We start from the raw sequence: 26,922 nt of genomic DNA, 5'->3' as shown, positions 1-26,922 counted from the left end.
TGCTGGTGTGGCTCTGGGTAGCGTCGTTTCGATGTCGCCAGAGAAACCATTGGGTCACCCTTTCTGCATCGACTGGTCGGCAATTGGAAGAACGATTTTGAAACAACTTCCTTCGCCAGCAGTACTTTCCAATGCCACAGAACCTCCCATTGCTTCGATCAGCTCGCGTACTATCGCCAGGCCCAATCCGAAGCCGCCATTGGCCTGTGAATGAGAGCTCTTTGAGCGATAAAAGCGCTCAAAGATTTGCTCCTGATCCTCTTGTGCAATGCCCATGCCTGTATCCGCAACCAGAAGGGCAAGGTGCTGTTCGCTCGTTGGCTCAAGGGTCATCATGACCAGGCCCCCTTCCGGGGTGTAGGCAATGGCATTGCGAACCAGATTGAGCAAGACTTGCAATAAGCGCTGGCGATCCACCTTTGCCGGAGGGAGACCAGGTGGAGTCATCTTACTAACGATGACCCGACGTTGCTGGTAGGCCAGCGGCTTAATCGTCTGGTAGACCTCTTCTATGACTTCACCAACGTCAACCGCTGTCATGCTCAAGCGTAATTCCTGTGCTTCATCCTGAGCCAGAGCCAACAGCTCATCGAAGAGCGTTCCTAAACGTATGGCCTCGCGCTCAAGAATGGCAAGGTAGTGGTGGTGCTCGGTTATAGGACTTTCTTCAGGCTTCTCGGTAAGTTTTGCCAGAGCCTGGACATATCCTCGAATGTTTGCAACAGGGGTGCGAAGATCATGGGAGAGATTTGCGATCAGGTCACGTCGTTGCTGCTCAGCACGCTCAGCACGGCTCCGTTCTTGCTTGATGAGGATGCGTGCTTGTTGCAATTCTCGCTCCCGTTTATCAACAGTCAGCATGATACACACGAAATATCCCCACAGTTCAGCGATAGTATGCAGCAAACTGAGCGGTGAGAGTGCCACAGCGATCCCTGCCCAGAGCAGAGAAAGAGCACGCTCTTCCACCAGTCTTTTCCGTTCCTGCCGAACCATGCTTCGCCCAAGAGCGACGAAGGGAAACACGATCAGACTCAGGAGCAAGGAGAGGAGTACCGCAGAGAGACTAAAGATCAGTGCTCCGAGCAATAGTGATCCCACTCCTACACCAAATGGACCTTTTAGCAGCAGATAAGCCAAGGCTTTCCAGGTAATGCGTTGGCAGAGATGCTGACGAAGATTGGCCCACCTCTGGCCTCTGAGCGCCTTGAAGAGTGCCATTGGCAGAGGAGCAATCTCAACATGCAGACAAGAGCGAGCCAGCGCACGTTCAAGGAGTGCCAGTCCCCACCAGATGTAAAGCATCAGGAAGAGGAGCGGGAAACCGAGCCAGATGGCTGGCGTGGCGATTCCTCCTAGTATGCCCAAGAGCAACACTGCCGAGCCGAGAGGTCCCAACACCACAGAGGACAGTAAGTAGAGCAGTTTCAAATACAGCTGTTGCTGTCTGGCAAGCAAGAGGAGAGAATCCTTCCACTGCCCAAAGGAGAAAGGCTGCTGTTGTTGGGGTTGTGCTCTTGTGGTGCTCAGATCCTTCCCATCGGGCAGTGGCTCTTCTCTGCCTTGTTCATTCATTGTGCTCACCTTCGTCTTTCTTTCTCTCTCTGCCAGTTTGTGCTTTCCGTTTCATGAGCATAGCATAGAATTGTGGCAAAACGATGTCAAAGAGTTGGTTGCCCAGAGATGTTTCCTCACACAAATGACACCCTTCTCCCATACTGACGCCATAGTTCTGCCACATCTCCCCACTACCATAGCAACATTGCTTGTGAATATGATAACTGCGCAGATGATTCTTTTTGGCTTTAGAAGAAAGGAAATACACTTTTATGCTTCTACAAAATCGTCGTACAAAAGAAACCTTCCCTCTCTCCTCCTTGCGCCTTCTCTCTTGGGTGCCCTATACAGCGAGTCTCTGGTCGCTGGTGTATGGTCTTCTGGGCCTTTACTGGGCAGTGGGAGGTCCGGGCTTTCCCTTTGGGGAACATGATGTGAAGGCGGCAGAGATGGGAGCCCTCTTCATAAATGTGCGTGCTCCTGAGGCAGGGCCTCTCATTGCAGTTCTGGGCATACTTGGAACACTCAATGCTCTGGCAATGACACGGCTGTGGAGATCCAGGCTTGTTGCTCTCTGCCTCCTTACCTTCGCCTACGGCGCCTGCGCCCTCCTGATTCTGGTGATCCCTGATGGCCGTGTCCTTATGTATGTGGGGTATTTCCTCACGCTGCACCCTGGTCAGATGGATGGAGTGTTACTGAATCAGTTTGCCTGTCTTCTTGGTGGTCTCCTCTGGGCTCTGACCGCGCTGATCTACCAGCGAAAGTCCCGCTCAGCCTGCCTGCACTGTGCTCGAACTACATCCATTGCAGCCACGCGAGGAATCTCATGGGGTTACTTGCTGACCATCATAGCCATTGCTATGCCACTGCTCTACACGCTGACACGCTGGGCCTGGGCTTTGGGCATCCCTCTTGGCATGAGTTGGCTTCCTCCATCCTCTCCCCTTGAGGTTGGCTTAGGAGCTGCGGCAGCAGGCGGTGCGTTGCTCACCCTCGGACTCATCCAGCGTTGGGGGAGTGCTTCCCCAGCTTTCTTCCCTTGCTGGGAGGCAGATCGGTTCCACCTGCCCTTGCTATCATCCCTGCCTCTTTGGTTTCGGTGATACTCATCTCGGCGGGTGTGACGATGTGGCGCGTCACCATTGCTATGGCCCTGGGATTGATCCCTCGTGCTGCTAGCGTCACGGTAGATAATTGGGGAGCCTTTCTTGGTAATCTGGCCTGGCTTCCCTGGGGTCTAGCCCTGGCTGGAGCGACCCTGGCCTACTCTCATCGCAGACGCGGCAGGTGCCACCGCTGTGACCAGCAGTAAGATAACAACGCCCGCGAGAAGTCCCTTCATCTTCTCCCCAGGCGGTAGCATCACACAGGCTGGTGCCGTTCTCGTTGTAGGAGCACATAGAGGGCTTGAAGGAAAAGCTCTCTATGTTTCAAAAAATCAAGGTTTTTGCTACTCAGCCTTTACACTGACAGAAAAATGAAGGATCTCTTTTCTGCTTCCTCATGTACAAAAACGATGTGCGATCATTGGTCTGTGGAGCGGCTTGATCCGTTACCAATGGTTATGCTACTCACGATTGAGGGCAACTATTCATGTTTGAGAGCAAAACCTGTCACATGGTAGATCATTTACCAGTACTTGCAAGGCTCTGAACGTGGGAAACTGGTAAATGCCCTGAAATGTGGATGTGGCCCGTTTTTGCCCTCAAATATGAGCAGTTGACCTGAATGTGGAGCAGCACAACCATTGGTCACTTGAGAAGCTGCCTCTGGAGCGGGTCACGGCTCTCGACATGTGGAAATTCACGACAAAATGGTTCGTCCTCGTGTTCGCCTCTTTTAGATGGAAAGAGGGAGAAAGAGCAAATGAAATGGCAAAGCGTTCGCATCACACGAACCGATCTCGCCCGTTTTTTTCGTGTGGACTGGTAATGGTTTTGCGCGAGATGTACTAACACCTCGCTATGTGATGCTTGGTAGGGATGAGTGGTGCCTCATATCACGCGCAGACGGGGAAAAGAAGCCAGTCCCACAGCCATCCCCTGGCGCTGTTCCTTGGAGAGCAATATTCGAGAAGTTTTCTGCTTTCTGCAATGCTATGATTCTCAAAAGACGAGTATAGACCATCTCACTCAAACACAGAAAGGATGAGCGATGCCTCTAGAAGAAAACAAGATTCTTGCACGGACATGGATCGACGCGGAAAACCGAGGAGACCTGGACGGGATTCGTTCGGTCTAGTGTAGAATGCAGATCATGGACCGTAAAGCGAAAAGCATTGATGAGTATCTGAGTAAAGTTGAGCCTCAACACAGGGCAGAGCTTGAGCGAATCCGTGCATTGGTCAAGCAACTTGTACCGAGTGTCGAAGAAACTATGAGTTATGGCATGCCAACTCTAACATACAAAAAGCGATCACTGGTGTACTTTACTGCCTCTAAAAATCATATGAGCTTCTTCCCGTCCTCCTGGGCAATTGAGGAACTGAAGGCGAAACTACAAGGCTACAAGACGACTAAGCATGCGATCCAATTTACATTGGAGAACCCACTGCCTAATGCGCTGATCAAAGAACTCGTTCTCAACCACGTCCGGGATATTGACGCCGATAGGCAATAAGCTCAAGAATGTTGAGAATATTTCGTTTAAATATTCTTAACATTCTCATAGAAGACGCTACTGAGAGTATATGGGCCGTTCACTTTGGAACCTGGAGGGCTCCGCCATGAAGTACACCGTATCGATCGAGATCGCTCTGCCGCGAGAGGAGGTGGTCCAGCTGCTCGCCGACCCGGCACACCTGCCGTAGTGGCTGCGGGGCCTGGTGCTGCACGAGCCGCTGAGTGGGGGGCACGGGCAAGTCGGTACCAAGTCGCGGGTCGTGATGCAGATGGGGCAGCAGAAGATCGAGGGCACCGAGACCATCACACGCCGGGAACCGGCTGACCTACGCGGGATTCCGAAAGGGAGCGTCGTTCACTTCGACCGCGAGATCGTCGTTGAGGGCATGTGGAGCGCCGTGCGCGACCAGCTGACCGAAGCCGGTCTGGATAGGACGCTCTGGGTGAGCGAGAGCGAATACCGGTTCAGCGGCTTGCTGATGCGGCTGGTGGGGCTCCTGATGCCCGGCGCATTCCGCAAGCAGTCGCAACAGCACATGCAGGACTTCAAGGCGTTCGCCGAGGATAGAAAGGACGTACGCGAAGGGAAGGGCTGAGCCGCTGGAAACGGCAGCGGATTCTCGCTCCTCTGGGCAGCTTCACTTGCTGACTTTCTTGATCCATGCTCTTTCCATTTCTGAATATGATTTCAGTTTCAGAAATGAATATACCCTACCGACTGGTATCTGTCAAGAGGAAAATGAACGTCCTCAAGCATTAGTCAGCTTTGCAAAGCATCAGCCATAACCCGCTATGGTAGAGAGGTTGAAAAGTTCGACGTGGGAAAGGCTCCCGCGAGCACCGGTCATGTCTTTTTCAACAGGCTGCTGTCTTTTAAGAAGATGCAGAAAGCTTCCCATGCTCCTGTTCCTCGATCTGACGAGACGAGGACAACACAAAAACATGCAAGAGAAAAGAGGGTAAGCTGCATCTCTGTCCACTTTCGGTCGAAATGATACGAGTGAGAAGACGGGCAATACTGTTGTGTGGGGCGGAGATTGCTGCGCGGCCTTCAACTGCGAGCGTTGACATGCGCCCTTCTCACCTTTCTGTGGAAGAGTTACCCCTGATCCGACTACACGTGTCAGAGAAGGAGAGCGATGTCTTGCCAGAAGCAAGAAAACTGAGCACACAATAGTATGCTCATCGTTGCTTCTACACACGCTCTTTCTCAATGACATACCTCTGTTCTTCAACGGCAGGGGAGGCATTTTCACCACAGAAAGGAAACAGACAGTATGGGTATGAACATGGGAATCTATGATTGGATTCAGAAGCACAAAGATCAGCAGGCCCCTCCAGAGGTCCAGCAAGTGTTTGCCAACAGTGATGCGCCGGGCAAGCTTACGCAGGCACAGGAGCAAGCAAAAAATGGGAATCTTACCATTGGAGATGCTGTTGGGGCCTACCAGACAGCGGATCAGATAAAGGCCGAAACAGAGAAAAAGTTGAATGACTTTTTCGGCGATGAGCCTCCAAATTTTGGGTCAGGATCTGAACCCAAGCTAGGATTTTCAGGAACCTTCCACTGGAATGATGGGGTCAGCGGGAGTAGGGGTTGACGAAAACCGCAGGCTCCCAACAGCACTCCCGTGAACCGAAACTGGAGGGGGATCAGAGCGTTTCACCTGACCCCCTCCTTGTTCCCAGAAATGAGAGGTTTATCGCAGCCGGGCTCTTCTCTTTGTAGAGTGAAATTTGTATGCTGAAATCAGCTCAGCCAGAACTAACCCGGGCTAATGCTTGAACAGGACGGGCTTTGCCACAGATGGCAAGCAAATCCTTGGTGCGAAAGGGCTTGCCCAGGTAAGCGCTAGCCCCAGCCAGCCGGCCCTTGAGCCGATCAATGAGCCCACAGTTGCGCGAGATCATCACGATGGTGATGCTTTTGTAGCTGGGGTGGGCTTTGAGATAACGGGCGATGGCGTAGCCGTTCATGCGCGGCAAAACCAGATCGAGAAACAGGACGCTGGGAAGCTGACCCTGCGGGCTGGCAAGCCAACGAATGGCTTTATAGCCATCGGGGAAGGCAACCACGGTATGTCCTTCCCGCATGAGGGTATAGCCGATGATTTTGCGCACCACCGGAGAATCATCAATGACCATGATCAGCTGACTCATGCTCCCCGGGCTCCTTCCCCTCATTGATCCAAGCGCAGGCTTCCATCTGCAACTCTTGAATGATATCGAGCATTTCCCAGACGATCATCACCGCCTGGCGCAGCTCGCGGTTGGAAATAGCGCGCTGGAAGCGGGCAAAGTTGAGGATCATATGGATCTGCATTGCTTGCCAATGCTCCCAGGTGAAGGCGGTAAAGGGAACGTCGTAGTCCTGATCTTCCTGTGGGTTCCAGGCGCGGCGCAAAGCAGCGACAATGCGGGCGCGTAGGGGATTGTACTCCTCACTCATCCAACTCGTTCCTCCTTGATACACAAACAACATCACAAACACACCATTGCAGACTCAACGACAGAGCAAACCTTTGACTACCCATCGGATAACTTCTATCCGATATCAAGGAGTATAGCATTACTTGCGTTATTTGTGAATAGTTCACTGTACGTATTTTTAGGTAAAAGCTCGAACCTCTAGACTGTGCTCATGAATGAAGATACTGCTGTGCCGGATCTATCGGGATATATCACAGTAAAAGAGGCTGCGGAAATTCTGGGCCTCTCTGCCAGAGCTGTTTATGAATTTGTGGATGAGGAGCGCTTGCCCTCGTTACGTGCGGGACATGCTGTTCTAGTTCTGCGGGAAGCTGTGGAACGTTTTGAGCGCCAGCCAGTTGGCAAGCCGCGAAAAACTATACCACCCTGGCGTATCTCCTCGGGCGAGAATACGCAGTTTATGACCTTAATACACGTGTCCATTCAAGCGGGTAAGCGCGAAGAATTGGCCCAAAAGCTCGAAGCCATGCGTCAGCAGAAGCTCCATCTTTTCCCCGGTACCGTCGTGCGCTCGATCATGGCCAGCGAAACGAAGGCGGGTCAGGCCGTTATCGTCCTGATCTGGCGCGGCGCAATCATGCCACCTGAGACCAAACGCGAAGAGGCTCTGGCCGCCTTTCGCCAGGATCTCGAAGATGTGCTGGACTGGGAGCGCGCCGAATACAACAGCGGCCCTGTCATGATGCACACCTGAAATAATATGCCAATATAAAGAAATTACAGGACCTTCCCAATCTTCAAAGAAGGGATTGTTAAGGGCCACCGCCCTTAACTGGTGGAACCCTCTCCGGGGGAGAGGTAATGGGGCGGAGCCCCATCGTAACCCTAGCCCTCTCCCATTTTGACGAAAGAGGGCTAGAAGATAACTTCTGCCAATCAAGAGACGATATTGCCAGTCAGAACCACAGCCTGTCCATCGGTATCGGTAGTTCCATTGAGCACAAACGTATCGTTTGTTGCATCATGGGTTTCATTGCTTGTCCTAAAGAGAGCAGCGAACTGATTGGCTTGGTAAAAGTCGAGCGGCTGCAACACCTCACCCGACTTGAGCGCAAAGGTGTAAGTAATGTCGGTGGGAGTATCAACATGCGTTATATCGAACCTGGAATTACCTGCCGTCGTGTAGGCGTTCAGATATTGCAGGCTGGCAACATCTTTCCGCACGACAATCTTGACAGTCACATCTTTGAGAGGAGCGGTAAATTTGAAGCTAGCGCTATCTTCCCCAAAGAAGCGATTAGAGATAGCGTACTCGCCGTAGCCCTTCAAGCCAGCGTAAGAGAGCGCCTGGAAATGCTGCATAACGCCCTGGCCGTACACACTAGGAGTGCCAGTGCTCATTTTGGATAGCAAAGCAGGGTAGCCGCACCCATAAGTGTTCCAGGCCCAGGGTATATAGCCAATATTGTAGCGATCTGCCCAGTTCATTAAGTTATCGATAAAGCTATGTGCGCAGTCAGTCTCACCAACCTCGGTCATCACCAGCGGCACCCTTCTTGCCACCGGGAGCACCTGGCTCTGCCAACAGGACGAGGTAATGCACTGATTGAAGTTATAGTTATGGTAGGCAGCCATAAGGTTATGCTGAGGATCATGCGGCTTATGATCCAGCCATCCGGTCATATCGTTGCCCCAACGCAAGCCCGCCAGGAGCAGGGGATTTGTTGCGCCCGTGCTGCGCACCGCATCGACGAGGGTTTGCATGCCAGCTACCGCAAAGTTGACATCAGTGCAGGGAGCGGAGCTGGCCGCCGTACTGCCATCGCGCCAGCAATCCCAACTGGTAGTAAACGGCTCGTTATATAGATCGAAGAGGATCGAGGAGTCGTCTTTGAAGTTGGTGGCAACTGACTTCCAGAGATCGACCGAATGATCGAGATCGGGCATAGCCAGCTGTTTCGTCGCTGGCGTTGTCCCTACAGATACCCAGTGCAGATCAATAATCGCCAGCATGTTTTTGTCATGAAGAAGATTGACATAATCTGTGATGGCTTGCTGATAGTTTTTCCCTGCGTACTGAGCAGGAACGCCATTGATACCGAGCCAACAATCTTCATTAATGGAGATACGTACGGCGTTCATCTGCCAGCTGGCCATGACATCCACAGCGGCGGCATCGTGCGGCCCATCAAAGATACCTTGCCCCTGAACACAGGGATACTCTGTTCCAGAACGACTAACTCCGATGGGAACGACTTCCTGATTATCTTTGTTCACCAGCCTGTTTCCAGACACGTGCAGTCCTGAAATAGATGGAGTAAAGGCAGCTTTCGATTTACCAGGAGAAAGGGACCAAAAGCTAGCCAGGGCCGCAATAGCAATGATCACTAGAGAAAAAATAGTACCTACAAGTTTCCTTTTCACTACTGTGCCTTCTTCCTTAAAGACATTGCTAAAGATATCAATATTCCCATTCTGCCGTAGATGGGATTACAAGGTCCAAAACAATCATAGCGTCTCCCCAACTTTTTGTCTATGGTAATATTTGTATATGCCTCTGCAGCCGAAAGTACTCCCATTTCCTCATTGAAAACAGAAGTGAGGGCGATAGGGAGCCTTTTCAAGCAAGAAGGCAAGAATCTATTGAAGGAAAAGTCCGGGTCTTCCAAATCTTCAAAGCAGGGATTGTTAAGGGCCACCGCCCTTAACCGGGGCGCGGGGCGGAGCCCCGCAAGATCGCCGCACGCTCCCAACGTTCCTCTCCTGCCTGAAAGCAATAGGACAGGAACAAGCAAGTGGATTGACATATGAGCTAGGTCGGTGAAAGAATTAGAGAGAAGGGATAGTTTTAAGAGACAGAAAAACGGAGGCATGGATGCGAATCGGACTTATTGCTGATATTCATAGCAACTTCATCGCATTAGAACAGGTCTTGAGCGAGTTACAGCAGGAGCAGGTTGAGAGGCTCATCTGTCTGGGGGATGTGGTAGCAGAAGGGCCACAGCCTCACGAAGTCCTTGAGCGCCTGCGCGAGCTCAAATGTCCAGTCGTCATAGGCAATACTGACGACTGGTATCTCCAACCCGTGCCAGCAGGAGATGAAGAACTTCGTGAGATCGTAGAATGGGGTCTCCAGCAGATGACTGAGGCTGATCTTGATTACTTGCGCTCTTTTCCAGCAGTGATCGAGATGGAGCTTGAGACAGACAAGACGCTCTTATGCTATCATGGATCTCCACAATCCTACCGTGATGTGATTGCCTCTACCACGCCTGGCGCAGAAATCAGAAGGATGTTTGCTGGTACCCAGGCAGGGATTATGGTTGGTGGACATACCCATGTGCAGATGCTGCGCCGCCATGAACAAGCACTACTCCTTAATCCTGGCAGTGTTGGGCTCCCAGGAATCGGCCCAGAGAGGGAGGATTTGCCGCGCAATCAGGATGTTCATTGGGCAGAGTATGCGATTCTGACGCTGGACAATGGGCATGTCAGCGTGGATCTGCGCCGCACTCCTCTAGATGTCTCCGCTATCCTGCATGCTGGATATGCCAGCGGGATGCCCAATCTTGCCTCGTGGGTGCGATACTGGCATCATCCTGAATAAAAGTGATTGTTAAGGGCCCCCGCCCTTAACCGGTGGATACCTGTCCCCCAGACAGGGTGCCCTCTCCGGGGGAGAGGTAATGGGGCGGAGCCCCATCGTATCCTGCCTTCTGCGGGCCGCGAATTTACACCATCTTCTCAACCGCATCCAACACTTCTAGCCCGCGCCAAAAACGCTGCAGACCAGCACCAAGAGCCGCAGCCACGATCAGCTCAAAAGCCGCTTTCTCACTGCCTGCCTCTTCAACAGCCTTTGCCACCTGCTCATCAGTGACCTTGTAAGCAGCCTCTCCGATCTGTCGCGCGAGTTCATCGTAGGGTGGCGAAATCGGAGGCCCTCCGATTGCTCGCTCGGCCATCGCCTGACGAAGGGATGCGTCAGTCTTCCCAGGCCCAAAAAGGATACGCTGGCGCATGGCATCGGCCAGGACACGATGATCAGGATGGGGAGGAGTCTTTCCCTGCCCAAAAGCATAGCCCCGGACCAGCAGTTGCCCGGCGGCTCGATCGAAATCTTGCTCTGAGAGCACCTGGTAATCGAGAGTATCCGCGCAACGGGTCGTGATGTGAAAGAGAGCACAGACCGCGATAGCATCCTCTAAAGCCTGCGAAGTGACCCCCTGGCCAAGGACAGCCTGGGCATCCTCCGATCTCAGATCGCCAGGTCTGCGCGTTAAGATCTCCAGGAAGACGAGGGTCGCCTGGAGATTGGGGGACAGCTCCGCCTGCCGAAAATCCTCGCTGGAAAGCACCTGTGGCCTTCCCAGCGCTCGCGCCGCAATAGCGCCATGAGCCCCAGTACAGAAGGGGCACGAATTCCACCTGGACGTCATGGCCGCCATCAGTTCCCGCTCGCCGACGCTCCAGGCGCTTTTCCCGCGCATGGCCGCATGCGTCCACGCACTCATGGAGTTGCCACTGAACTGCTTGTGATAGAAGGCGAAGCGCGCGGCATCGGGCAGGCGCATCCCCGATATCAGGGAGAGAAAGCTGATGAGGATTTGTGAGAAAAGATCATCGCCGCGTTCGACCTCGTGAAGTCTCATAGCTGTTCCTTTCGTTCTTGGCAGAAACCGAGGCAGGAAGGCAAGTTGAAGGCCCACACTGCCCGCAAACAGCAACAGCGTAGTACAGTCAAGCAGAAAAAACTTCTCCCATCTTGCGCAAATCCTCGGCCCGGCTTTGGCCTGGAAAAGAGCAGCCACTAGCCATATTGCTCAAGGTTGAGGGCGCGTGTGCAGTGCTATGAAGAGGCCTCAAGAGCTATCAAGTATCTGCTTTAAGGGCTTGAGTCAATTGTGCGCTCCGTATAGGAAAAGCTTAACGGTAAATGTCATCAAACTGTCGATTGGGAACTCATGCTTCGTCGCCCATCATACGCCTTGACACAGGCGCGTTCTTGTGATTATATTGAACAAAATAGCATATATTGTTCAAAGTGTTCATTGCAAGATGAGAGGAAGAAGCCAATGCCCGACCATGATGAACGAGAGGCTCAGATTCTCCACGCGGCAACAGCCGTTATTCTCCGTCAGGGATATGACAAGACCACGATGAGTGATATCGCCGAGGAAGCTGGCGTCAGTCGAGGGACTGTCTACCTCTATTTCAAAGGAAAGGAGGAACTCTTTGAAGCTCTCTTGTATTGGGAATGGATGCAGTACTCCCAAGTCTGGTTGGAAGCCATCGAGTCTGACCCACGCGGCGGCACCGTTGGAGGATTCTACCGAGCACTCTTTCATGCCGTGAGTAGCCGTCCCCTGATGGCCTCTATCATGCGGCGGGATCGGCGTGTGCTTGGCAATTATCTGCGCAAGCCAGACAATCTGGTTGCCAGGATAGAGTCTGGTTTGACCGCCCTCGATTTGATCAAAGCGCTCCAGGCGGTAGGAGCGGTTCGCCAGGACCTTGATCCAGCAGTGACAGCGCACCTGCTCGAAACGCTCTCGTATGGACAGTTAACGATAGCAGACTTTCACTCACCTGATCAGTTTCCCCCCTTTCCTGTGGTTATGGAAGCTCTTGCCGACATGATGGATCGTTGGCTGTTGCCAGAAGATGGAGGCAACAGCGAGGCAGGCAAGCAGGTCTTTCGCCAGATTGTTGTAGAAACGAAAGGACGAATTGAGCAAATGGGGCTCTCCCACGGACAAGCAAGAGACACAAAGGAGGTGGTTTAAGATGCCACAAGCTCATACTCCCGATCGTGTTCAAACTTTGCCTTTACTTCTTGATGCCAGTCGCGCCAGGAAGCAGGGTTTGGAGGCGATCATGCAGCGGCAGCGTACGCGCCTGGCCGAGATAGTGACCTACACACGTGCCAACTCCCCCTACTATCGCGAGCTCTATCAGCATCTGCAGGAGCGGATCGAAGACCCTGCGCTCTTGCCTGTCACGAGCAAGAAGATTTTGATGCCCCACTTCGACGACTGGGCGACTGACCGAAGGGTGAACATCGAGCAGGTGAGCGCGTTCGTTGACAATCCTGACCTGATTGGGGAGCGTTTTCTTGGCAAGTACCTGGTGGCTACCACCTCAGGCACCAGCGGGAGACGTGGGATCTTTCTCCAGGACGAGTGGAGCATGGCAGTATCATATGCTGTCAGTCCGCGAGATACTTCCGGGCTGGGGGCTCGCGACCTCATCAAGATACTCGCGCTCAATGGGCGGTTGGCCCTTGTGATTGCTACTGGCGGGCACTTTATGGGTTCAGCCGGGAGCGCCCGGACGGCCAGGGAAAACGCACTGTACCGTAAAAGGGTCAAACTCTTCTCGGTGCGCAGCCCTCTGCCCGAACTTGTCGAGCAGCTCAACCAGTTTCGCCCCGCCATCCTCTTCGGCTACGCGAGCCAGATCATCGTGCTGACTGGAGAGCAAGAGGCAGGCCGCTTGCATATTCACCCGGCTCTGGTGCAAGCTGGCGCAGAGATGCTCCCCGCAAGCGAATTTGAGCGGATAGCCAGAGCATTTCAAGCGAAGGTCAGCACCGCCTACGCCGCAACTGAGTGCCCTTTTCTGAGCGTATCCTGTAAGGAAGGGTGGTATCATGCCAATAGCGACTGGGTGGTGTTTGAGCCAGTGGATGCCGACTATCGGCCTGTCTCGCCGGGAACGCAGTCGCACACTGTACTGATCTCTAATCTCGCCAACCGAGTGCAACCAATTCTGCGCTATGACCTGGGAGATAGCATCTTGCAACGGCCCGATCCCTGCCCATGTGGCAGCCCATTTCCGGCATTCCGCGTCCATGGTCGAATCGCAGATGTGCTCACCTTCCCCACGGAGAGAGGCGAACACGTGAGCATCGCCCCCTTAGTATTCGGCTCTCTGATTGATAGCTTGCCAGGAATCGCGCTATTCCAGATCGTACAGACCACACCTACCAACCTGCGTTTACGTCTGAGGTACGCGACAGGTGCAGATCCTGACAGTGTGTGGCAACATGTGCAGAGCGAGGTAACGCGTGTCCTCACCGAGTACAAGGTTGGCCATATTACGCTTGAGCGTGCAGAGGAGCCACCGCAGCAGTCGCCCGGTGGCAAGTACCGCTCGATTATTCCCTTGAGTTGAGCTGCGTTTGAGGAGGAGAACGTTCTGCTCACAGGAGCAGAAGCGGAACGCGCTCCTCCTCTCGACTCACAATCGGCGAAGGGAGAGGAAGTTGCATCACTATCAGACGACTATGTGGTATTCTTCTGTGGGAAGAAGAGAACCTGGTTGCAGCATAGCAACTTGAAGGTCTTGTTCCATCCCACTCTATTACGAGAGAATTTGAAGCCAGTAGAGCGAAGGTAAAAGTATATATATCATTGATGATGAACGGCTCGCGGACTCGCCTTTTGTCGAACGGGTCTGGCGCGCTCATAGTGAGGGAACTGCTCCTTCGACGCTCACTTCCCCGCCGCTTTCCCGTGCCGGACGTGCCCATATCCGTCTCACCTGGACCCAGCGGCTGGCCCGCAACGCCAGTCTTGATATGGCTGGGCAGATCACGATCCGACTGTTCGGCGTTCCAGCAGGTCTTGCAACCTCTCTCGGTCTAGCCAGCGCGTAAGATGGAAGGTCTCGTCCCTTTCTGGTCACTTGCCTCGTGGCTTCGTTTGCCTTGTTGTTCCTCGATGCTTTCCTTCTTTGGTTTTGTCCTCCCCAACGAGCCAAAAAATGTGTTCTGCACGGCTTTCACTCGACGTGTGGGACTCTTCCCTCTTCAACAAACCTGTTGCCCGTCCCCTGGGCTTTTCTGCCTGGAAGCTCGCCTGAGAAGAAACACTTGAACAGATTTAACCCTTTCCTCGCTGTGGCTTAGACTCCTCAGCAGGGAGCGGAAATCCCCCAGATGCCCGTATGCCAGAGATACTTCCAATATGGAACATCCCATGCCCGATGTTCTGATTGAAAGCATCGATCATATTCTGCTGTGCCTGCCAGGGAAGAGAAATCGTTAGTTCTAATGCATCAGATGGAAGGCGATCAATGAGCGCATCTATGTGTGTTCGCATAGTTTGCAGAAGATCTAGGAACGCTTCTTTTGTGGTTGGTACGGAAACACGAGGGGGCCATTCTTGGCCACATGCCACACATGCCACAGCGAGCAAGGGCCTGTAGGCATGAAGAGCCACCTCTCGGAGAGGACGTTCATCAATGAGAGGAGCGGTATATGCTAACTGCTCATCAGTTAAGTCTATGAGCACATTCACGAGATGGTGGTAAAGATAGGCATGAAAAGAGGTAAGTTGGGTTTTGATATCCATCGACACGGGCTTCCTTTTCACTTTTTCCTTTCAAGGATATCAGAGAAAGAGCCATGTCAGCAAGAAACTCCTGTTTTTCTATATCCATACCATTTGTTTGACAGCATAGAAATGTGGAGAGTATACTCTGTTTTAAGTACCGTACCGTAGAACTTGCAAGGCGGGGTCGGGCGGCGGGAAGACCGTGGAGTCTTTCTGCCACTCGGCCCCGCCTTTGTGTGTATGATCGCTCTTTCCATCTCTTACGCCTTATGAAGGGACAAAAATGAACGGATTACAGCTTTCACGCATGTTTTTCTTTGAATGGGGTTTACCCTTCTTGCAGCAAGCTTTTCCCCAGCTCGTCGAGCAAATCACGGCGGGAACCTTCAATGGTTCGCACACCTTAGAAGCAGATGACGAGCTTTCGCGTGATCATACCTGGGGACCACGCTTTGCGCTCTATCTTCCCACAGAGAGTGTAGCCCACTGGAAGAATCCCCTCGAACAGGCTCTTAATACTGCAGCACCTCAATCGTTTCACGGCTACCAACTGGCTCTTGCATGGGAGAAACATGTAGAGATTCAGGCAATCGACGACTTTTATCAACAAGAAATTGGGTGGTCACATCCCCCTAACGACGTTCTCGACTGGCTTCAAAGCAGAGTCCCCGCTGAGGAGTGGATTGCAGATAGCAGTCGAACACGGGAGCGGGAATATCACTTATACATGCTTCGGCATGGTCATATCTTCCATGATCCGCTCGGAGACTTTTCTGCTCGCCAAAAGGCTTTTTGGTCGTATCCAGAGGATATCTGGTTGCTACGCATTTGGCAAGAAACATTCGCGATTTGGCATTATGGTCAATATAACTTTCTTGACCGGCTGGTTCATCGTCAAGATCCTGTTGCCATCGCTCTCTGCTTGGGATACTTTGTCGATGCGGTTATGCGCCTGTGTTTACTTCTGACGCGAGATTATTCCCCGTACTGGAAATGGCTTGCGTTTGTCTTCCGTCAATTACCTATTGCAACCGAATTAGAAACGTCTTTCCACCTCCTTTTAGAAACCAATGATCGAAAAGAGCAATCCCGTGGAGTCCAGGAAATATGCCATATTGTTCATAGCAGCCTCATTGAAGAACAGCTAGTGAAGAAAGATGCACCAAATCCAACAGGGCATCCCCATTCACTCTACGTTGCGCTGCCATATATCCTTGAACATATCAAAGATAAACGTATCAGCGCACTTTTTCGCTAGCAGCCTGTCGGAGAAAAGTAGCCCTGCCACGTTTCTTAGAGCCTGTAAAAAAGAGGCACTAACTCTAGCTGAGATGGCTAACATGTATTCAACTCCTTGTAGCCCTTTTGAAATTGAAGGCGCGGCGATATGCCTGGGGAGATGTTCGCACAAGATGTTGAAAATGAATGCGCAGCATAGCCGCTGAGGAGAAACCGCAGAAAGAAGCGATGCGCTCAACTGACTCGTCAGTTGTCTCCAAGAGGCGCTGGGCTTGCAAGATGCGTTGTTGCAACAACCACCGATGTGGAGTGGTACCTGTAGCCTGCTGGAAATGCCGTGCAAATGTGCGCTGGCTCATCTTCATTTCGAGAGCTAATCTTTCGATGGTGAGTTCCTCGTGTAAATGCGTATTCATCCATTGTAAGATCGCACTAAAAGGAGATGGTTCTAGATGATTGGGAATTGATGACTGAATGTATTGAGCCTGACCCCCCTCACGTAGGGGCGGCACCACCATACGACGTGCTACTGCGGAGGCAATTTCCGCACCATAATCCTTTCGGACAATATGAAGAGCAAGATCAATGGAGGCAGCGGTCCCAGCCGAGGTGAGAACCTGTCCATTATCAACATAGAGTACAGAGGGATCAACTCGAACAAGGGGATAGTGCTGTGCGAGTTGTGCCGACCAAAGCCAATGTGTTGCTGCTCGCCGCCCATTGAGCAAGCCAGCCGCAGCCAAAACAAAGGCACCAGTACAAAAACTGACGATGCGAGTACCCTGCTGATAGGCTTCACGCAGTGCTTCAAGCAATTGATCTGGGACAGCGATGTCGCCCGGCGTAGTACTTGGAACAATGACCGTATTGGCCTCTCGCATATGCGTCAGATCGTAGGTAGTGAAGATACTGAAGCCAGATCGCGTTGGGATGGGTCGAGACTCTACCGCACAGACAAACGTTCGATACCATTCTACTCCAAGGTCAGGCCGGTCAAGACCAAAAACCTCGGTAGCTACTGCTAGTTCAAAGGGATTAACGTGATCATAAATGAGAATAGCAACAGTATGCATGGCAGTAATGTAGCATAGGTTGTCTTTTTTGCCAATGGTCACCAACCGTTCTGCTGCTGTAGAATGGAAACACGCTGGAGACAAGGAAAAAGAGAGACAATGATCTTGGAATAGGCACATTGTACGAACACTCCAGCAGTCACTTCAGGCTCTCCTCATCTGGCTGAGGAAGGATGAAACGATATATCCCGTAGGGTATATGCAAAAGGAAAGAAGGAGATTGTTCATGGAGAAAGTTCGCCTCGCTGATAAATTCGCATTATTCGAGCAGCATTGGACCCCGAAAATTGTTGGGGAGTTGAATGACTCATATGTACTTCTTGCGAAGCTGAAAGGCGAGTTGTTCTGGCATATGCATGCAGGGGAAGATGAGCTCTTTCTTGTGATCAAGGGCAAATTGCTCCTGAAATTGCGTGATCGTGATGTCAGGTTGGAAGAAGGGGAGTTTTTTATCGTTCCGAAAGGAGTTGAGCACCTGCCAATAGCAGATGAAGAAGCCCAAGTGTTACTGCTGGAACCGAAATCCACAAAGCATACCGGCAATGTGGTGAACGAGCAGACGGTGACGGCCTACGAACGTCTTTGAGCTGTTCTTCCACGCCAGGGAGAGGCAAAGAGAGTCATGGGTAACAACTAGATTGAGCAACAACAGCACTCAAGGCAATCTAGAAAGACTATTGATCCACTAGCAATCTCATTCAGTCCTCCTTGCGCGGTGTCCAAGCTGTTGCAGGCGAATGGTGTTTGGTCTGTTTGGCCTTCAATCTCAAACGCTTCCATATCTTATCATGTGCGTAGCATGGAGGGAGTAGCAGACGTACAGTTCATTCAACCATTCACTCCGATCCTGGTCTGCCTACGACTATGTTCCGTTTTGTTGCTCCTGCCCATGTCGTGAACAGCATACGCGCTGGTGTAGGAGCTGGCATGACTGTGCCGTTCTCTCCGATAAGCTGCTAGGGGCGAGACCATCCTGACTACTAGACGACTTTTGCGTCTCCGGCGGCGCACAGGCGGGGCGTGACGCATGATGCCTCAGATGAGTCGGTGTTCTGCCTCACGCTCCTATACTTTTGATGAATAATCGCCTGTTTGGTTATTCTTCTAAACGAAATAAGAGGCCCAGTCCAGATAAGATGGGTCTCCGTCCGTCGAAAGCAGCGCCCGAGGCGGCCAATAGCCTGGTCCATTTTTTCGGAGGCGAAATCTCAGCGAGTCTCACAATGCAGATACGAGCTTTGTGCGTACCACTTCTACACTTGTGCCAAGATCGCCTAGCAGCTTGGCTATAAACCCCTGCTCCTCGCGCAGCAGGCCCAGCAGCACATGCTCGTTCGTGATCGGTGCCCCTCGACCACCTCTGCGTTCCGCCTCATCGACAGCCAACAATAAACAGGCCTGGCACAACGCACTCTGTCTCTGCACTACCGTTCCCGCCTCCGTCCCTCGCCCTGACCTCTTCTCAAGCGCCGCCCGTGCCTTCGCATAATCTATTCCCAGCTCCTGAAACACCGTGCGCAGCGGCCCATCCGGCTTGCGGGCCAGGTTAATCAGCAGATGCTCCGGTCCCACCCGCTGGACAAGATTCTGCGCTGTGATCCGCGCATACACTAGCACCTCCCAGACCTCCGGCTTAAACTGATAGGTTGCCAGGATTGTCTTATCCAATTCCCGGCTCCCCAAATCCTTCTCTATGGAGGCGATAGAAGCATTGCCTGCATATATTCCTTCCTCCTCAACCTCACTGCCAACCTCTTCGCTCACGCTCGCCTTAAGCGCGCTCCGCAATCCTGCTCGCAGCTTATCTAGATCTACACCCAGCCATCTTAGCACATCTGCCTCCAGGCTCTGATCTTCGTGCTCTTGCAGCAGAACGAGCAGCAAATGTCCCGTGCCAATGGCGGGATGATAGAGCCGCCGGGCTTCATTTGAAGCAAGCTCAATTATATCCTTCAGAAACGGCTGCAATTTTATTTCACTCGGCATGCTCCAGTCACTCATCTCATGTCCGGGCGTGACCTGCTCGCGCATCTTCTCCAGCCCGACTCCCATCTCCGCTAGCATCGTTGCCGCGACACCATTTCCCTCAGCCATCAGTCCTAACAACAAATGATCGCTGCGGACATAGGTATCCTGCATGCGGCGTGCCTCCTCATGCGCCAGCCTCCATGCCTTTCGGGCAGGAAGCGTAAACCGCTGAGCATATTCTCCATAGCTTATGGGCAACGTTCCAAGATCCAGAAGCAGCAGCAGCGTCCGTATATCCTTAAGCGGCACATCCAGGCCCTGCAGAATCTTTACCCCGTGGCTCTCCGGCACGCGCAGCACACCTAGCAATAGCTTCCTTATATCGACGCGAAAGAGAGGATGGCGCCGCCGCGCGTCCTCTTCAGTTGGGGTATTGGCAGGTGACCCCTGATCGAATGGAATCTCTACTTGGCGCCCTTTCGCCTCTGCAAGCGCTTTACGTACATCCTCCAGGGTCACGCCCAGCGCCTCCCAACGCTGCGGCAGCTTGCCATCTTGCAGGATCTTCTTCGCTTCATCCTCTGAGGCAGATAGCGATCCAAACAGCTGACCAGCGGAGCCGGGAGGAAGAAACTGGCTCTCAGCCACTTTCATGGCCATTTCAAGTGCCATGCTCCCATCTGCCGAAAACGTGATCTCGGCTTGCGCCGTGTTCTCTTCAGTCTCCTGGGCATCTTCAACCGCCTTGCGCACCCTCTCCAGCGTCACCCCTAGCACCTGTAGTACGCGCGCTGCGTTGCTCTTTCCTTCGCGCAGCAGCCCCAGCAAGAGATGTTCGCTGCCTACAGTGCTCCGTTGTAAGCGCTGAGCCTCTTCCCCGGCCAGCTTTACAACCTTCTGGGCTCCCATACTGAACTTATCGAAATACTTTATGCTCTTGAGCAGTGTATCAAGGTTTCCCTGAGACATGACTCCCTCCTTTGTCTCTAAGCGCGGCATGGATGAGGTCATGGTTTTCCCATCCATGTATAGTAAAACGAGGAAGAGGATGAAAACGTCTCTCTTGCTTCTTTTGTTAGCATTAAAGATAAAGAACTTATTTTTGCCCTGTTAAGAACGCAAGGGCTTTTTCGGAAAAGAGATTGATCTGGCGGCATATAGCCCGTGTGGCAGGAAAATTGTGTGGATGACGGCAGGCCCGGATAAACTCTTTGTGTATTGCTGTTGCGGGGAAAATAGAATATAATTTCTAAAAACAGGAGGTTTTTCTGATGGCGATCACTCAATTACCCTCTGGCTTTGACAGCCTGCTCATCGAAGCAACTTTTCCTTCTACTCAGCCCTCCCTTCTTTTTCGCTACTGGATCGAGCCGGAGAAGCTGCCACAATGGTGGAGCTGGCCCCAGGAAATCGAGATCCAGCCCTATCAGGGCGGCACCTATCATCTGGGAGCGCCCCAGAAGAACTGGCATCTTCGCGGTTCCTATACGCTCTTTGACTTTCCCAGGCAGCTAGCCTTCACCTGGCGCTGGGACCATGATCCAGCAGAAGACATGACCAGAGAGGTCAACCTCACTTTTGAGCCGCTGGGCAGCGAGGGTACGCGTCTGAGGTTGCGTCATGGTCCCTATGAGAACACGGCAAGGGATCAAGAGTTGCGCGTCGAGGATCATCTGGCTGGCTGGAATTACTTTCTACCGCGCTTGCAGAACCTCTTTGCCTAGAGAAGGCCTGGAACCCGACCGGCCACGTAGCAAAGCTCGCCCTTAGTGCGCATGGCGAACGGTGCGGATATGCTTCCCGATGTACAGCGCAATCAAGAGTGTACATAGAGCAAGGACAAGCCCGGTTAGAATGTGAGAGATAGGTTTAAGCTGATCGAGATTGTTGCCCATGAAAGCGCCAAGGCATGTCCAGAGAGCGCACCAGAGCAGCGAGCCGCCGAATGTATAGAGACAGAAAGTCTTAAAAGGCATACGCGTGAATCCTGCCGGTAACGAAGCCCAGGTCCGTACAACGGGCAATAAACGCGAGTAAAAGACGGCGGCGCTTCCCCGCTGCTGGAAAAACTGCTCGGCTCGTTCGATCTCACGTTGCGAAATCAGAATATAGCGACCGTATTTCAAGAGTATCTGCCGCCCGCCGGTAGAGCCGATGGCATAAGCGGCCATGGAGCCAGCTAAACAGCCAAGGGCACATGCCAGAGATACGAGAACAATGCTGGCCCAGACAGGTATAGTAGGTAATAGCGCCCCTCGGACCACCAGCGCGCCCGCAATAGGAATGACGACTTCACTGGCTGGCAGGGGAATATAGCAGTTTTCAAGGGCCATAATCAGAAAAATGCCCAGCAGACCCGTTTCAATATAGATATTAGCAATAGAAGTTATTAATATATTTGTAAGTTGTGTAAGCACGTGGCAAGACCCCTTTTCTCGCTTTGCTGTTCTGGCTTTCGAAGGAAGTATAGCAAGGAGAAAATGAGGAAATATAACAAAAGTGTTACAATTCTGTATATTGAGGCAGAGCGCCCATTGACGATCAATCCTCTCTTCTACGAAATTTCTTATAGTCATGATGGGAGAGAGTATGATAGCCATGCACTTGCTGATAGCGGCTCCTTGCGGGCTCTTATTCTCTCCAGGTGGGCGCGTCGTTTCTTGCGGACGAGAGGAAGGAGCTATCACTCCTCGGGGAGCAGGTTGCGTGGCTCCAGGGCATACCAGGCGGTATAGCCACATTGCAGGCAGGTGAGGGTCAGGGTTTCGGACTGCCTGGATCTCCGGGGCCAAAGGCTAGTAGAGCGCCTTAGCGGTTTGAGAAACATTCCAAAGGCTTGGTGATAGGGACCGCAGCTCATGTAGTCCTCGACGGCAATGCGTATGCCTCCGCATTCGGGGCAAGGTTTGAAATTAGGTGTGGGTTGAGGTTTTGATGGCATAGCAACTCCTTTTTCCACTGAAGAATTAACATCTCCTTTTTAGAAACGCAGGAAATAAGTGTATTTAAAACGTGGAAAACGCTACAACAGAGCAGTAAAAGAGGATGATTGCAAGGTAGCCCTCAAAGGAGGACTCGCGATTCTGTGACAAAAATGGGGCTATTCAGGGCTTTGGAGCAGATCCAGGATGCGCTGAACGGCTTGCTCTGGTGAGGTCTTTAACATATCGAGGGTGAGAGCAAACAAGGGCGAGATCATCGGTTCCTGGATAGTGTCCCGAAAGATCCGGTAATTCTTCTTTGCCCGTTGCACGAGCGCTGGCGGATAGGCTCCATCACGTGCTTGTCGCCTGCGCAACAATTCTTCGAGGGAAGCCACTAACAGAATAATCTGGAAGCCACGAGCGCTGAATTCCCGAATGCGATCCTTTTCAAGCCAACTGGTGATGTAAAAAACATGCTGCATCTCTAAGACTCGCAGATTGGTCTCTTCAAAAGAAGCGTCGATGAGGTGTTCTTCGGCAGGCCAAACCCCGTTGTATCGCAGTTCCACATCATCATCAGCCTCTAGCACAGGGAACTCATACCTTTTTTTGAGGAGCGTTCCAACTGTGGATTTTCCTGATCCAGATAATCCGAAAAGAATCACTTTCAAGAGCCGTGTTCGTCCAGGGAAGAATAAGTCATAAGCAGAGTGTACACAAAGAAAATATCATTTGCAAGGGATAAAGCATGGCTGCCTTCGGCCTGATTGATATCAATAATCGGCTTAGGTAGCCTATTTCCTCTATCGTATAGACATCTCAAATGGAGCAGTGAATGCCTGAGCTATCGTGCTCCCGTAAGGACTTGCAGTCACCTCAAACGGAGCAAGAGACAAATTATTGCGACTCATTGTCTGCCTCATCTTTGCGCACTGACCTGAGCACATGCCGCTCGCTGCTTTCTGGAAGGTAAGAGGTAAAAATATCTTTTTGCGGATGCACTTGTATCCAGAGCCGACCGCACTGCTCACACTCGTAAAGACGCCGACTATGAAGTGCATAGGGGAAGGCATCGGAAATGATGCTCCGAATTTTCAAGTCGTTAGGATAACCTGAGCCAAATTGCTCTTCAAGATATTCTGCCAGTAGACCATGCTCCTTAGCCTCAAAAAGGCCCTCGATAAATGGAAAGAAATCATCGTAGAGCAGCTCTTCGTCTTGATCTGCAATAACTGAAGCTTTGTAGGGTAAATTATCTGTTTGATCGACAATCATATGCCCGCACTTGCAGAATATTTTTGACATAAACGCTTCTCCCGTTTCATATCATCATGGTTTTATCGATACTATTGCTGCTCAATAGTAACATAGAAAAAAGAGAGAGGAAAGCATGAATTTCCTCTCTTGCCGAATATTGGCCTGACAAACTACGGTATCAATGCTCCCAGGAGCGGATTATAATCGAAAATCTTCCATGCAGGATGTACGCCCGGAGTTACGTCCTGGATGACGATTACCCGGCTAATATTAAGCTTAACATTTTGTAAGTGTGCTGCCTTAACTAATCTTGCCATGACGTTACCCATATCGCTTATTTTTAGTTTGCTATTTCTAAGATTAAGCGCAACTTCTCCATTGGGTCCAACCTGGCCATTTTTCTTGAGGATAGCTGAAATGACGTTACCATCGTCTCTTGTAATTGGGCTAATGATATCAATTCTATTCTTGATATTCTTGGCCACGTTGGTTCGCGTCAGGTCTGCCGTATTGCCGCTACCATCTCTAGCCTGATTATCGACATTCTTGAGCAAAAGGTCATCTTGAGGATCATTATAGATGTACTTGGAGAGAAATTGAGCCGTCCATTTCTCATCGTTGGTGAGCGGATTTTTGCTGGCGGTTTCATCGATAGTAAGGTGACCTACAGACGTAACTTCCCCGGCCTCGTTTCCCAGCTCTTCTGAGGCTAAGATTTCGGTTGTCGTGCGCTTGCCTTTGACGGGTCCTCCGTCTCCATTATCCAGGCAGATGAAACAAAATGCGCCCGGGAGGACGACAGGCGTATATTCTATGTGCGAGCCTAAGCCAAGAAAGTTAGGGACAATATGGGCCTGATAAAAGACGTAGTGAGCCATATACCATCCACATGTAGCTTGGCTGACAGGAACACCGCATGACGTGATGCCAGGCGTGGGAGTCACATCTGCGGAAGCTGCCTTTGCCGAAGCTCCCCATCCTTGTACGTTCGCGGCTAAGCCAAGAATTCCAGCCAGGAGCAAAGCCAGAGAGCAGCATATGATGGACTTGCGCATGCTAAAAATCCTTTCTTTACAGCGCGCTATTCAATTGGGCTTCTAAACTGCTAGAGCTTAAAGTTTTAGCTATTCATGAAAATCCTTTGCCAGGAGAATGCAAGGTCAGAAAGCATAATCCGTAAAGTACCACGAGTAGAAGAGGCGAATTTTTCTTTAGAAAGCATAAAGCTATAGATAATCGGGGATAGCGGAGGTGCGGAGATAGATATATTAATTCTACGAAGGTGCTTGAAAGACGAAATTAAGTTTTAGTTGCCTGAGTAAGAAAAAGGTCATCTTCCCTCAAAATATACAAGATAAGCTTGTTTTCTCAGAGTATCTTTTGTTCTCCTAAAGGGAAGAGTTTTTCAGGTATAAATGAAGGGCAGGCTGAAGAAGAAATATTTGTCCCTGCTTCTGGATCGGCAAATGTGGCGCTTGCCTGCTACTATGTCATACAATGCAAGCAGTCTTTTCTAATTACCACGGGAGTTCCAACTTACAATGAAGGCAATTCGTGCAACTCTCAGGAAGCCCGGCTACCTGACCCTTACCATCGTCTTAACCGTCGTCTTTTTGGCCCTGTACATATTTTTTGATCTGCGCGAGGGCGGTAGAACCGCCAACCTGCTGACCACGCACATTCGTCCACCCGATTTTTATTTGCAACACTTTGGCGCGCTGTACTTCTTTAGCTGTCTCATCTTAGATATTCTCACCTCGTTCGCCTCAGCGGTGCTGATCTCTCTGAGCATCGATCACTATCGCCAGGGCTCAAGCATGTTTACCGGCTCGGCCTGTTCCGCCGGCGCTGTCGTCATCCTGGGCATCTCTACCTTTGGCTGCCCGAGCTGCGTTCTGCCCCTGGTTGGCACCTTTGGCGCCGTCTTCTTCGCCAAGGCTATGCCCCTGTTTGGCGTCGAGTTTAAACTCTTGTCTGTTGTAATCCTGGCCCTCACCTTCTACTGGCTCTTGCGCCGCCTCAAGAACGCCGAGCCGCCGGTGATGATCGAACAGGCCAGCGCCACACCCAACTGATAAACAAAGCTGGCAAGATGAGGGCCGCAAACATCCGTAGCATAGAGCAATGAGGAACAGAAGTTAAGAATAGTTAGCTTCTGTTCCTCGCGCTTTTCTGATTGCTCAGCTATATATCTCTATCCAGGTCCTCTAGCAAACCCCGCTTCACGGCTGGTCGCTGGTGCAGAATAGAAGCTGAGCGCCTATGTGTTGGACTCATCCGTATCAGGTGTGAATGCAGTGGAAAGGGCAGTAGCCTCCCAGGTTTGCAGATCGCTGGCTACCCAGGCCAGCTTCTTGTGTATGAGCTCTAAGGCATCGGCCCCCAGGGCCAGGCGCAGAGGAGGTTCGGGCGCCTCAACCACCTTGATCATCGCTTGCGCAGCTTTAGCAGGATCGCCTTGTTGCGTGCCATTGTTTTGTTCAACCCACTGCCGGACAAAGCCGTTCATTGGAGCATAGTCATCCAGCGCCAACTGTGTACGCTTTAACGAGCGGCCCAGCACATCCGTGCGGAAAACTCCCGGCTCGACCAGGGTTACGTGAATGCCAAAGGAAACGACTTCCTGTGAAAGAGCTTCTGCTATACCCTCAATCGCGAATTTGCTCCCGTTGTACATGCTTGAGCCTGGAGGAGCGATCAGGCCGCCAGTCGATGACATCATCAGGATATGGCCGCTACGCTGGGCGCGCATAAAGGGCAGCACTGCACGCGTCAATCTCAGCGTTCCGAAAACGTTGGTCTCGAACTGGTGATATGCCTCTATATCGCTCACCTCTTCGAGGGCGCCAAACAGCCCATAACCAGCGTTATTGACCAGCACATCTATCTGGCCAAAATGTTCTATTGCCTCTTCCACAGCCGTGCGAACCTGCTCCGGGCTGGTGACATCCAGAGGCAGGGCCAGCACGCGATCAGGCGCACTATCGGCGAGATCCTGCAGACATTCCGGGCGACGTGCCGTAGCTACCAGGCGCTCGCCATGCGCGACGACAGCCTCGGCCAACGCGCGGCCCAAACCCGTAGAAGTGCCAGTAATGAACCAGACGCGACCCGCCGATCGGCTTGCCCTATTCTCGCTCATGCTCATATATCTTTTCCCCCGCTTCTTTCTTTTTAACTTTTGTAGATGATCTTCTCGGCTCTTGCCGCCGAGAAATTTTCTCACAAACTCTGTATGGCAAAATTTTTCTATATTTTGGTGATAAGCGGCTTGGATGTAATAAAAATTTGCATTTAATGAAAGAATAATAACATGGTATGAATATATTTGTCAATGAATCGGCGTTTTTAAGCAAGATGAAGATTATTTTTGTGAATGGAAGATGGGCAGGGCCTGCCACTTCTGGCATAGGGGATGCTAAAGCCTTGGGCTAGGGGTTAGCTCTCGCCCAGAGAGGAGCCCCGTCCAGAGGGAAAAGAGCGTATTTAATGGGTTTTCACTGGGACCTTT

Annotated in this window: 26 protein-coding genes and 1 pseudogene; 13 read left to right on the top strand and 14 right to left on the bottom strand. The window is 51.8% G+C overall.

Annotated elements, in window-relative coordinates:
* Positions 1-54: 54 nt before the first annotated feature.
* Positions 55-1,575 (bottom strand): ATP-binding protein, encoded by a 1,521-nt coding sequence (locus tag EPA93_RS27015; RefSeq protein ID WP_129890490.1) that lies wholly within the window; start codon positions 1,573-1,575, stop codon positions 55-57.
* 254 nt (positions 1,576-1,829) lie between these two features.
* Between EPA93_RS27015 and EPA93_RS27010 the strand changes: the two genes are divergently transcribed.
* The 5 genes and pseudogenes from EPA93_RS27010 to EPA93_RS26990 all read left to right on the top strand — a co-directional run bounded on the left by EPA93_RS27010 (position 1,830) and on the right by EPA93_RS26990 (position 5,782).
* Positions 1,830-2,663, top strand: a complete 834-nt coding sequence (locus EPA93_RS27010; RefSeq protein ID WP_129890489.1) for a hypothetical protein — start codon at positions 1,830-1,832, stop codon at positions 2,661-2,663.
* A gap of 23 nt (positions 2,664-2,686) precedes the next feature.
* Positions 2,687-2,872 (top strand): hypothetical protein, encoded by a 186-nt coding sequence (locus EPA93_RS27005; RefSeq protein ID WP_129890488.1) that lies wholly within the window; start codon positions 2,687-2,689, stop codon positions 2,870-2,872.
* A 944-nt stretch (positions 2,873-3,816) separates the two neighbouring features.
* Positions 3,817-4,179, top strand: coding sequence for an iron chaperone (locus EPA93_RS27000; protein WP_165423417.1), 363 nt, complete (start codon positions 3,817-3,819; stop codon positions 4,177-4,179).
* A 106-nt stretch (positions 4,180-4,285) separates the two neighbouring features.
* Positions 4,286-4,777, top strand: a pseudogene (locus tag EPA93_RS26995) (SRPBCC family protein).
* Positions 4,778-5,458: 681 nt separating this feature from the next.
* The gene (locus tag EPA93_RS26990) at positions 5,459-5,782 is read left to right on the top strand and encodes a hypothetical protein (RefSeq protein ID WP_129890486.1); all 324 of its coding nucleotides are present in this window, start codon (positions 5,459-5,461) and stop codon (positions 5,780-5,782) included.
* 154 nt (positions 5,783-5,936) lie between these two features.
* Here EPA93_RS26990 and EPA93_RS26985 read toward each other — a convergent pair whose 3' ends face one another.
* Both EPA93_RS26985 and EPA93_RS26980 read right to left on the bottom strand, forming a co-directional pair.
* Positions 5,937-6,341, bottom strand: coding sequence for a response regulator (locus EPA93_RS26985; RefSeq protein WP_129890485.1), 405 nt, complete (start codon positions 6,339-6,341; stop codon positions 5,937-5,939).
* A complete protein-coding gene (locus EPA93_RS26980; protein WP_129890314.1) occupies positions 6,316-6,630 on the bottom strand; it encodes a hypothetical protein in 315 nt (104 codons plus the stop codon). Before EPA93_RS26980 ends, EPA93_RS26985 begins: the two co-directional genes overlap by 26 nt.
* Positions 6,631-6,822: 192 nt before the next feature.
* On the opposite strand from EPA93_RS26980, the gene EPA93_RS26975 reads away from it, so the two are divergent.
* Positions 6,823-7,365 carry a helix-turn-helix domain-containing protein gene (locus tag EPA93_RS26975; protein WP_129890484.1) on the top strand — a complete coding sequence of 181 codons (543 nt, stop codon included), beginning with the start codon at positions 6,823-6,825 and terminating at the stop codon, positions 7,363-7,365.
* Between the two features lie 182 nt (positions 7,366-7,547).
* On the opposite strand, the gene EPA93_RS26970 is transcribed toward EPA93_RS26975, so the two are convergent.
* Positions 7,548-9,035, bottom strand: coding sequence for a glycoside hydrolase family 5 protein (locus EPA93_RS26970; protein ID WP_207229217.1), 1,488 nt, complete (start codon positions 9,033-9,035; stop codon positions 7,548-7,550).
* 451 nt (positions 9,036-9,486) lie between these two features.
* Here EPA93_RS26970 and EPA93_RS26965 point away from each other — a divergent pair, with 451 nt between their 5' ends.
* The gene (locus EPA93_RS26965; protein WP_129890483.1) at positions 9,487-10,218 is read left to right on the top strand and encodes a metallophosphoesterase family protein; all 732 of its coding nucleotides are present in this window, start codon (positions 9,487-9,489) and stop codon (positions 10,216-10,218) included.
* Positions 10,219-10,342: 124 nt separating this feature from the next.
* Here the strand turns inward: EPA93_RS26965 and EPA93_RS49215 are convergent, their stop codons facing one another.
* On the bottom strand, positions 10,343-11,263 hold the full coding sequence (locus EPA93_RS49215) for a carboxymuconolactone decarboxylase family protein (RefSeq protein WP_207229216.1): 921 nt from the start codon (positions 11,261-11,263) through the stop codon (positions 10,343-10,345).
* Between the two features lie 423 nt (positions 11,264-11,686).
* On the opposite strand from EPA93_RS49215, the gene EPA93_RS26955 reads away from it, so the two are divergent.
* Together EPA93_RS26955 and EPA93_RS26950 are read left to right on the top strand one after the other, a co-directional pair.
* On the top strand, positions 11,687-12,397 hold the full coding sequence (locus tag EPA93_RS26955; RefSeq protein WP_165423416.1) for a TetR/AcrR family transcriptional regulator: 711 nt from the start codon (positions 11,687-11,689) through the stop codon (positions 12,395-12,397).
* 1 nt (position 12,398) lies between these two features.
* A complete protein-coding gene (locus tag EPA93_RS26950) occupies positions 12,399-13,787 on the top strand; it encodes a phenylacetate--CoA ligase family protein (RefSeq protein WP_129890481.1) in 1,389 nt (462 codons plus the stop codon).
* Between the two features lie 710 nt (positions 13,788-14,497).
* Here the strand turns inward: EPA93_RS26950 and EPA93_RS26945 are convergent.
* Complete coding sequence (locus EPA93_RS26945) at positions 14,498-14,968, bottom strand: DinB family protein (protein ID WP_129890480.1); 471 nt, start codon at positions 14,966-14,968, stop codon at positions 14,498-14,500.
* A gap of 265 nt (positions 14,969-15,233) precedes the next feature.
* On the opposite strand from EPA93_RS26945, the gene EPA93_RS26940 reads away from it, so the two are divergent.
* On the top strand, positions 15,234-16,208 hold the full coding sequence (locus tag EPA93_RS26940; protein ID WP_129890479.1) for a DUF4037 domain-containing protein: 975 nt from the start codon (positions 15,234-15,236) through the stop codon (positions 16,206-16,208).
* 88 nt (positions 16,209-16,296) lie between these two features.
* On the opposite strand, the gene EPA93_RS26935 is transcribed toward EPA93_RS26940, so the two are convergent.
* Entirely contained in the window at positions 16,297-17,304 is a 1,008-nt protein-coding gene (locus EPA93_RS26935) for a helix-turn-helix domain-containing protein (protein WP_242527150.1), read from the bottom strand.
* Between the two features lie 184 nt (positions 17,305-17,488).
* Between EPA93_RS26935 and EPA93_RS26930 the strand changes: the two genes are divergently transcribed.
* Entirely contained in the window at positions 17,489-17,848 is a 360-nt protein-coding gene (locus EPA93_RS26930; protein WP_129890478.1) for a cupin domain-containing protein, read from the top strand.
* Between the two features lie 632 nt (positions 17,849-18,480).
* On the opposite strand, the gene EPA93_RS26925 is transcribed toward EPA93_RS26930, so the two are convergent.
* A complete protein-coding gene (locus EPA93_RS26925; RefSeq protein ID WP_129890477.1) occupies positions 18,481-20,199 on the bottom strand; it encodes a Clp protease N-terminal domain-containing protein in 1,719 nt (572 codons plus the stop codon).
* A 302-nt stretch (positions 20,200-20,501) separates the two neighbouring features.
* Here EPA93_RS26925 and EPA93_RS26920 point away from each other — a divergent pair, with 302 nt between their 5' ends.
* Positions 20,502-20,954, top strand: a complete 453-nt coding sequence (locus EPA93_RS26920) for an SRPBCC family protein (protein ID WP_129890476.1) — start codon at positions 20,502-20,504, stop codon at positions 20,952-20,954.
* 42 nt (positions 20,955-20,996) lie between these two features.
* Here EPA93_RS26920 and EPA93_RS26915 read toward each other — a convergent pair whose 3' ends face one another.
* The 5 genes from EPA93_RS26915 to EPA93_RS26895 form a co-directional block, all read right to left on the bottom strand.
* Entirely contained in the window at positions 20,997-21,647 is a 651-nt protein-coding gene (locus EPA93_RS26915) for a DedA family protein (RefSeq protein WP_129890475.1), read from the bottom strand.
* A gap of 266 nt (positions 21,648-21,913) precedes the next feature.
* Positions 21,914-22,171 (bottom strand): hypothetical protein, encoded by a 258-nt coding sequence (locus EPA93_RS26910; protein ID WP_129890474.1) that lies wholly within the window; start codon positions 22,169-22,171, stop codon positions 21,914-21,916.
* A gap of 159 nt (positions 22,172-22,330) precedes the next feature.
* Positions 22,331-22,819, bottom strand: coding sequence for a shikimate kinase (locus tag EPA93_RS26905; protein ID WP_242527520.1), 489 nt, complete (start codon positions 22,817-22,819; stop codon positions 22,331-22,333).
* A 232-nt stretch (positions 22,820-23,051) separates the two neighbouring features.
* On the bottom strand, positions 23,052-23,459 hold the full coding sequence (locus EPA93_RS26900; RefSeq protein ID WP_129890472.1) for a hypothetical protein: 408 nt from the start codon (positions 23,457-23,459) through the stop codon (positions 23,052-23,054).
* Positions 23,460-23,581: 122 nt separating this feature from the next.
* A complete protein-coding gene (locus EPA93_RS26895) occupies positions 23,582-24,466 on the bottom strand; it encodes a hypothetical protein (protein WP_129890471.1) in 885 nt (294 codons plus the stop codon).
* A 486-nt stretch (positions 24,467-24,952) separates the two neighbouring features.
* On the opposite strand from EPA93_RS26895, the gene EPA93_RS26890 reads away from it, so the two are divergent.
* Entirely contained in the window at positions 24,953-25,486 is a 534-nt protein-coding gene (locus EPA93_RS26890; RefSeq protein WP_129890470.1) for a hypothetical protein, read from the top strand.
* Between the two features lie 185 nt (positions 25,487-25,671).
* Here EPA93_RS26890 and EPA93_RS26885 read toward each other — a convergent pair whose 3' ends face one another.
* On the bottom strand, positions 25,672-26,553 hold the full coding sequence (locus EPA93_RS26885; RefSeq protein ID WP_242527149.1) for an oxidoreductase: 882 nt from the start codon (positions 26,551-26,553) through the stop codon (positions 25,672-25,674).
* Positions 26,554-26,922 lie beyond the last annotated feature (369 nt).

The organism is Ktedonosporobacter rubrisoli (assembly GCF_004208415.1).
Classification (GTDB): domain Bacteria; phylum Chloroflexota; class Ktedonobacteria; order Ktedonobacterales; family Ktedonobacteraceae; genus Ktedonosporobacter; species Ktedonosporobacter rubrisoli.
The sequence above is the reverse complement of the archived record's forward strand: the minus strand, read 5'-3'. Positions and strand labels throughout refer to the sequence as shown.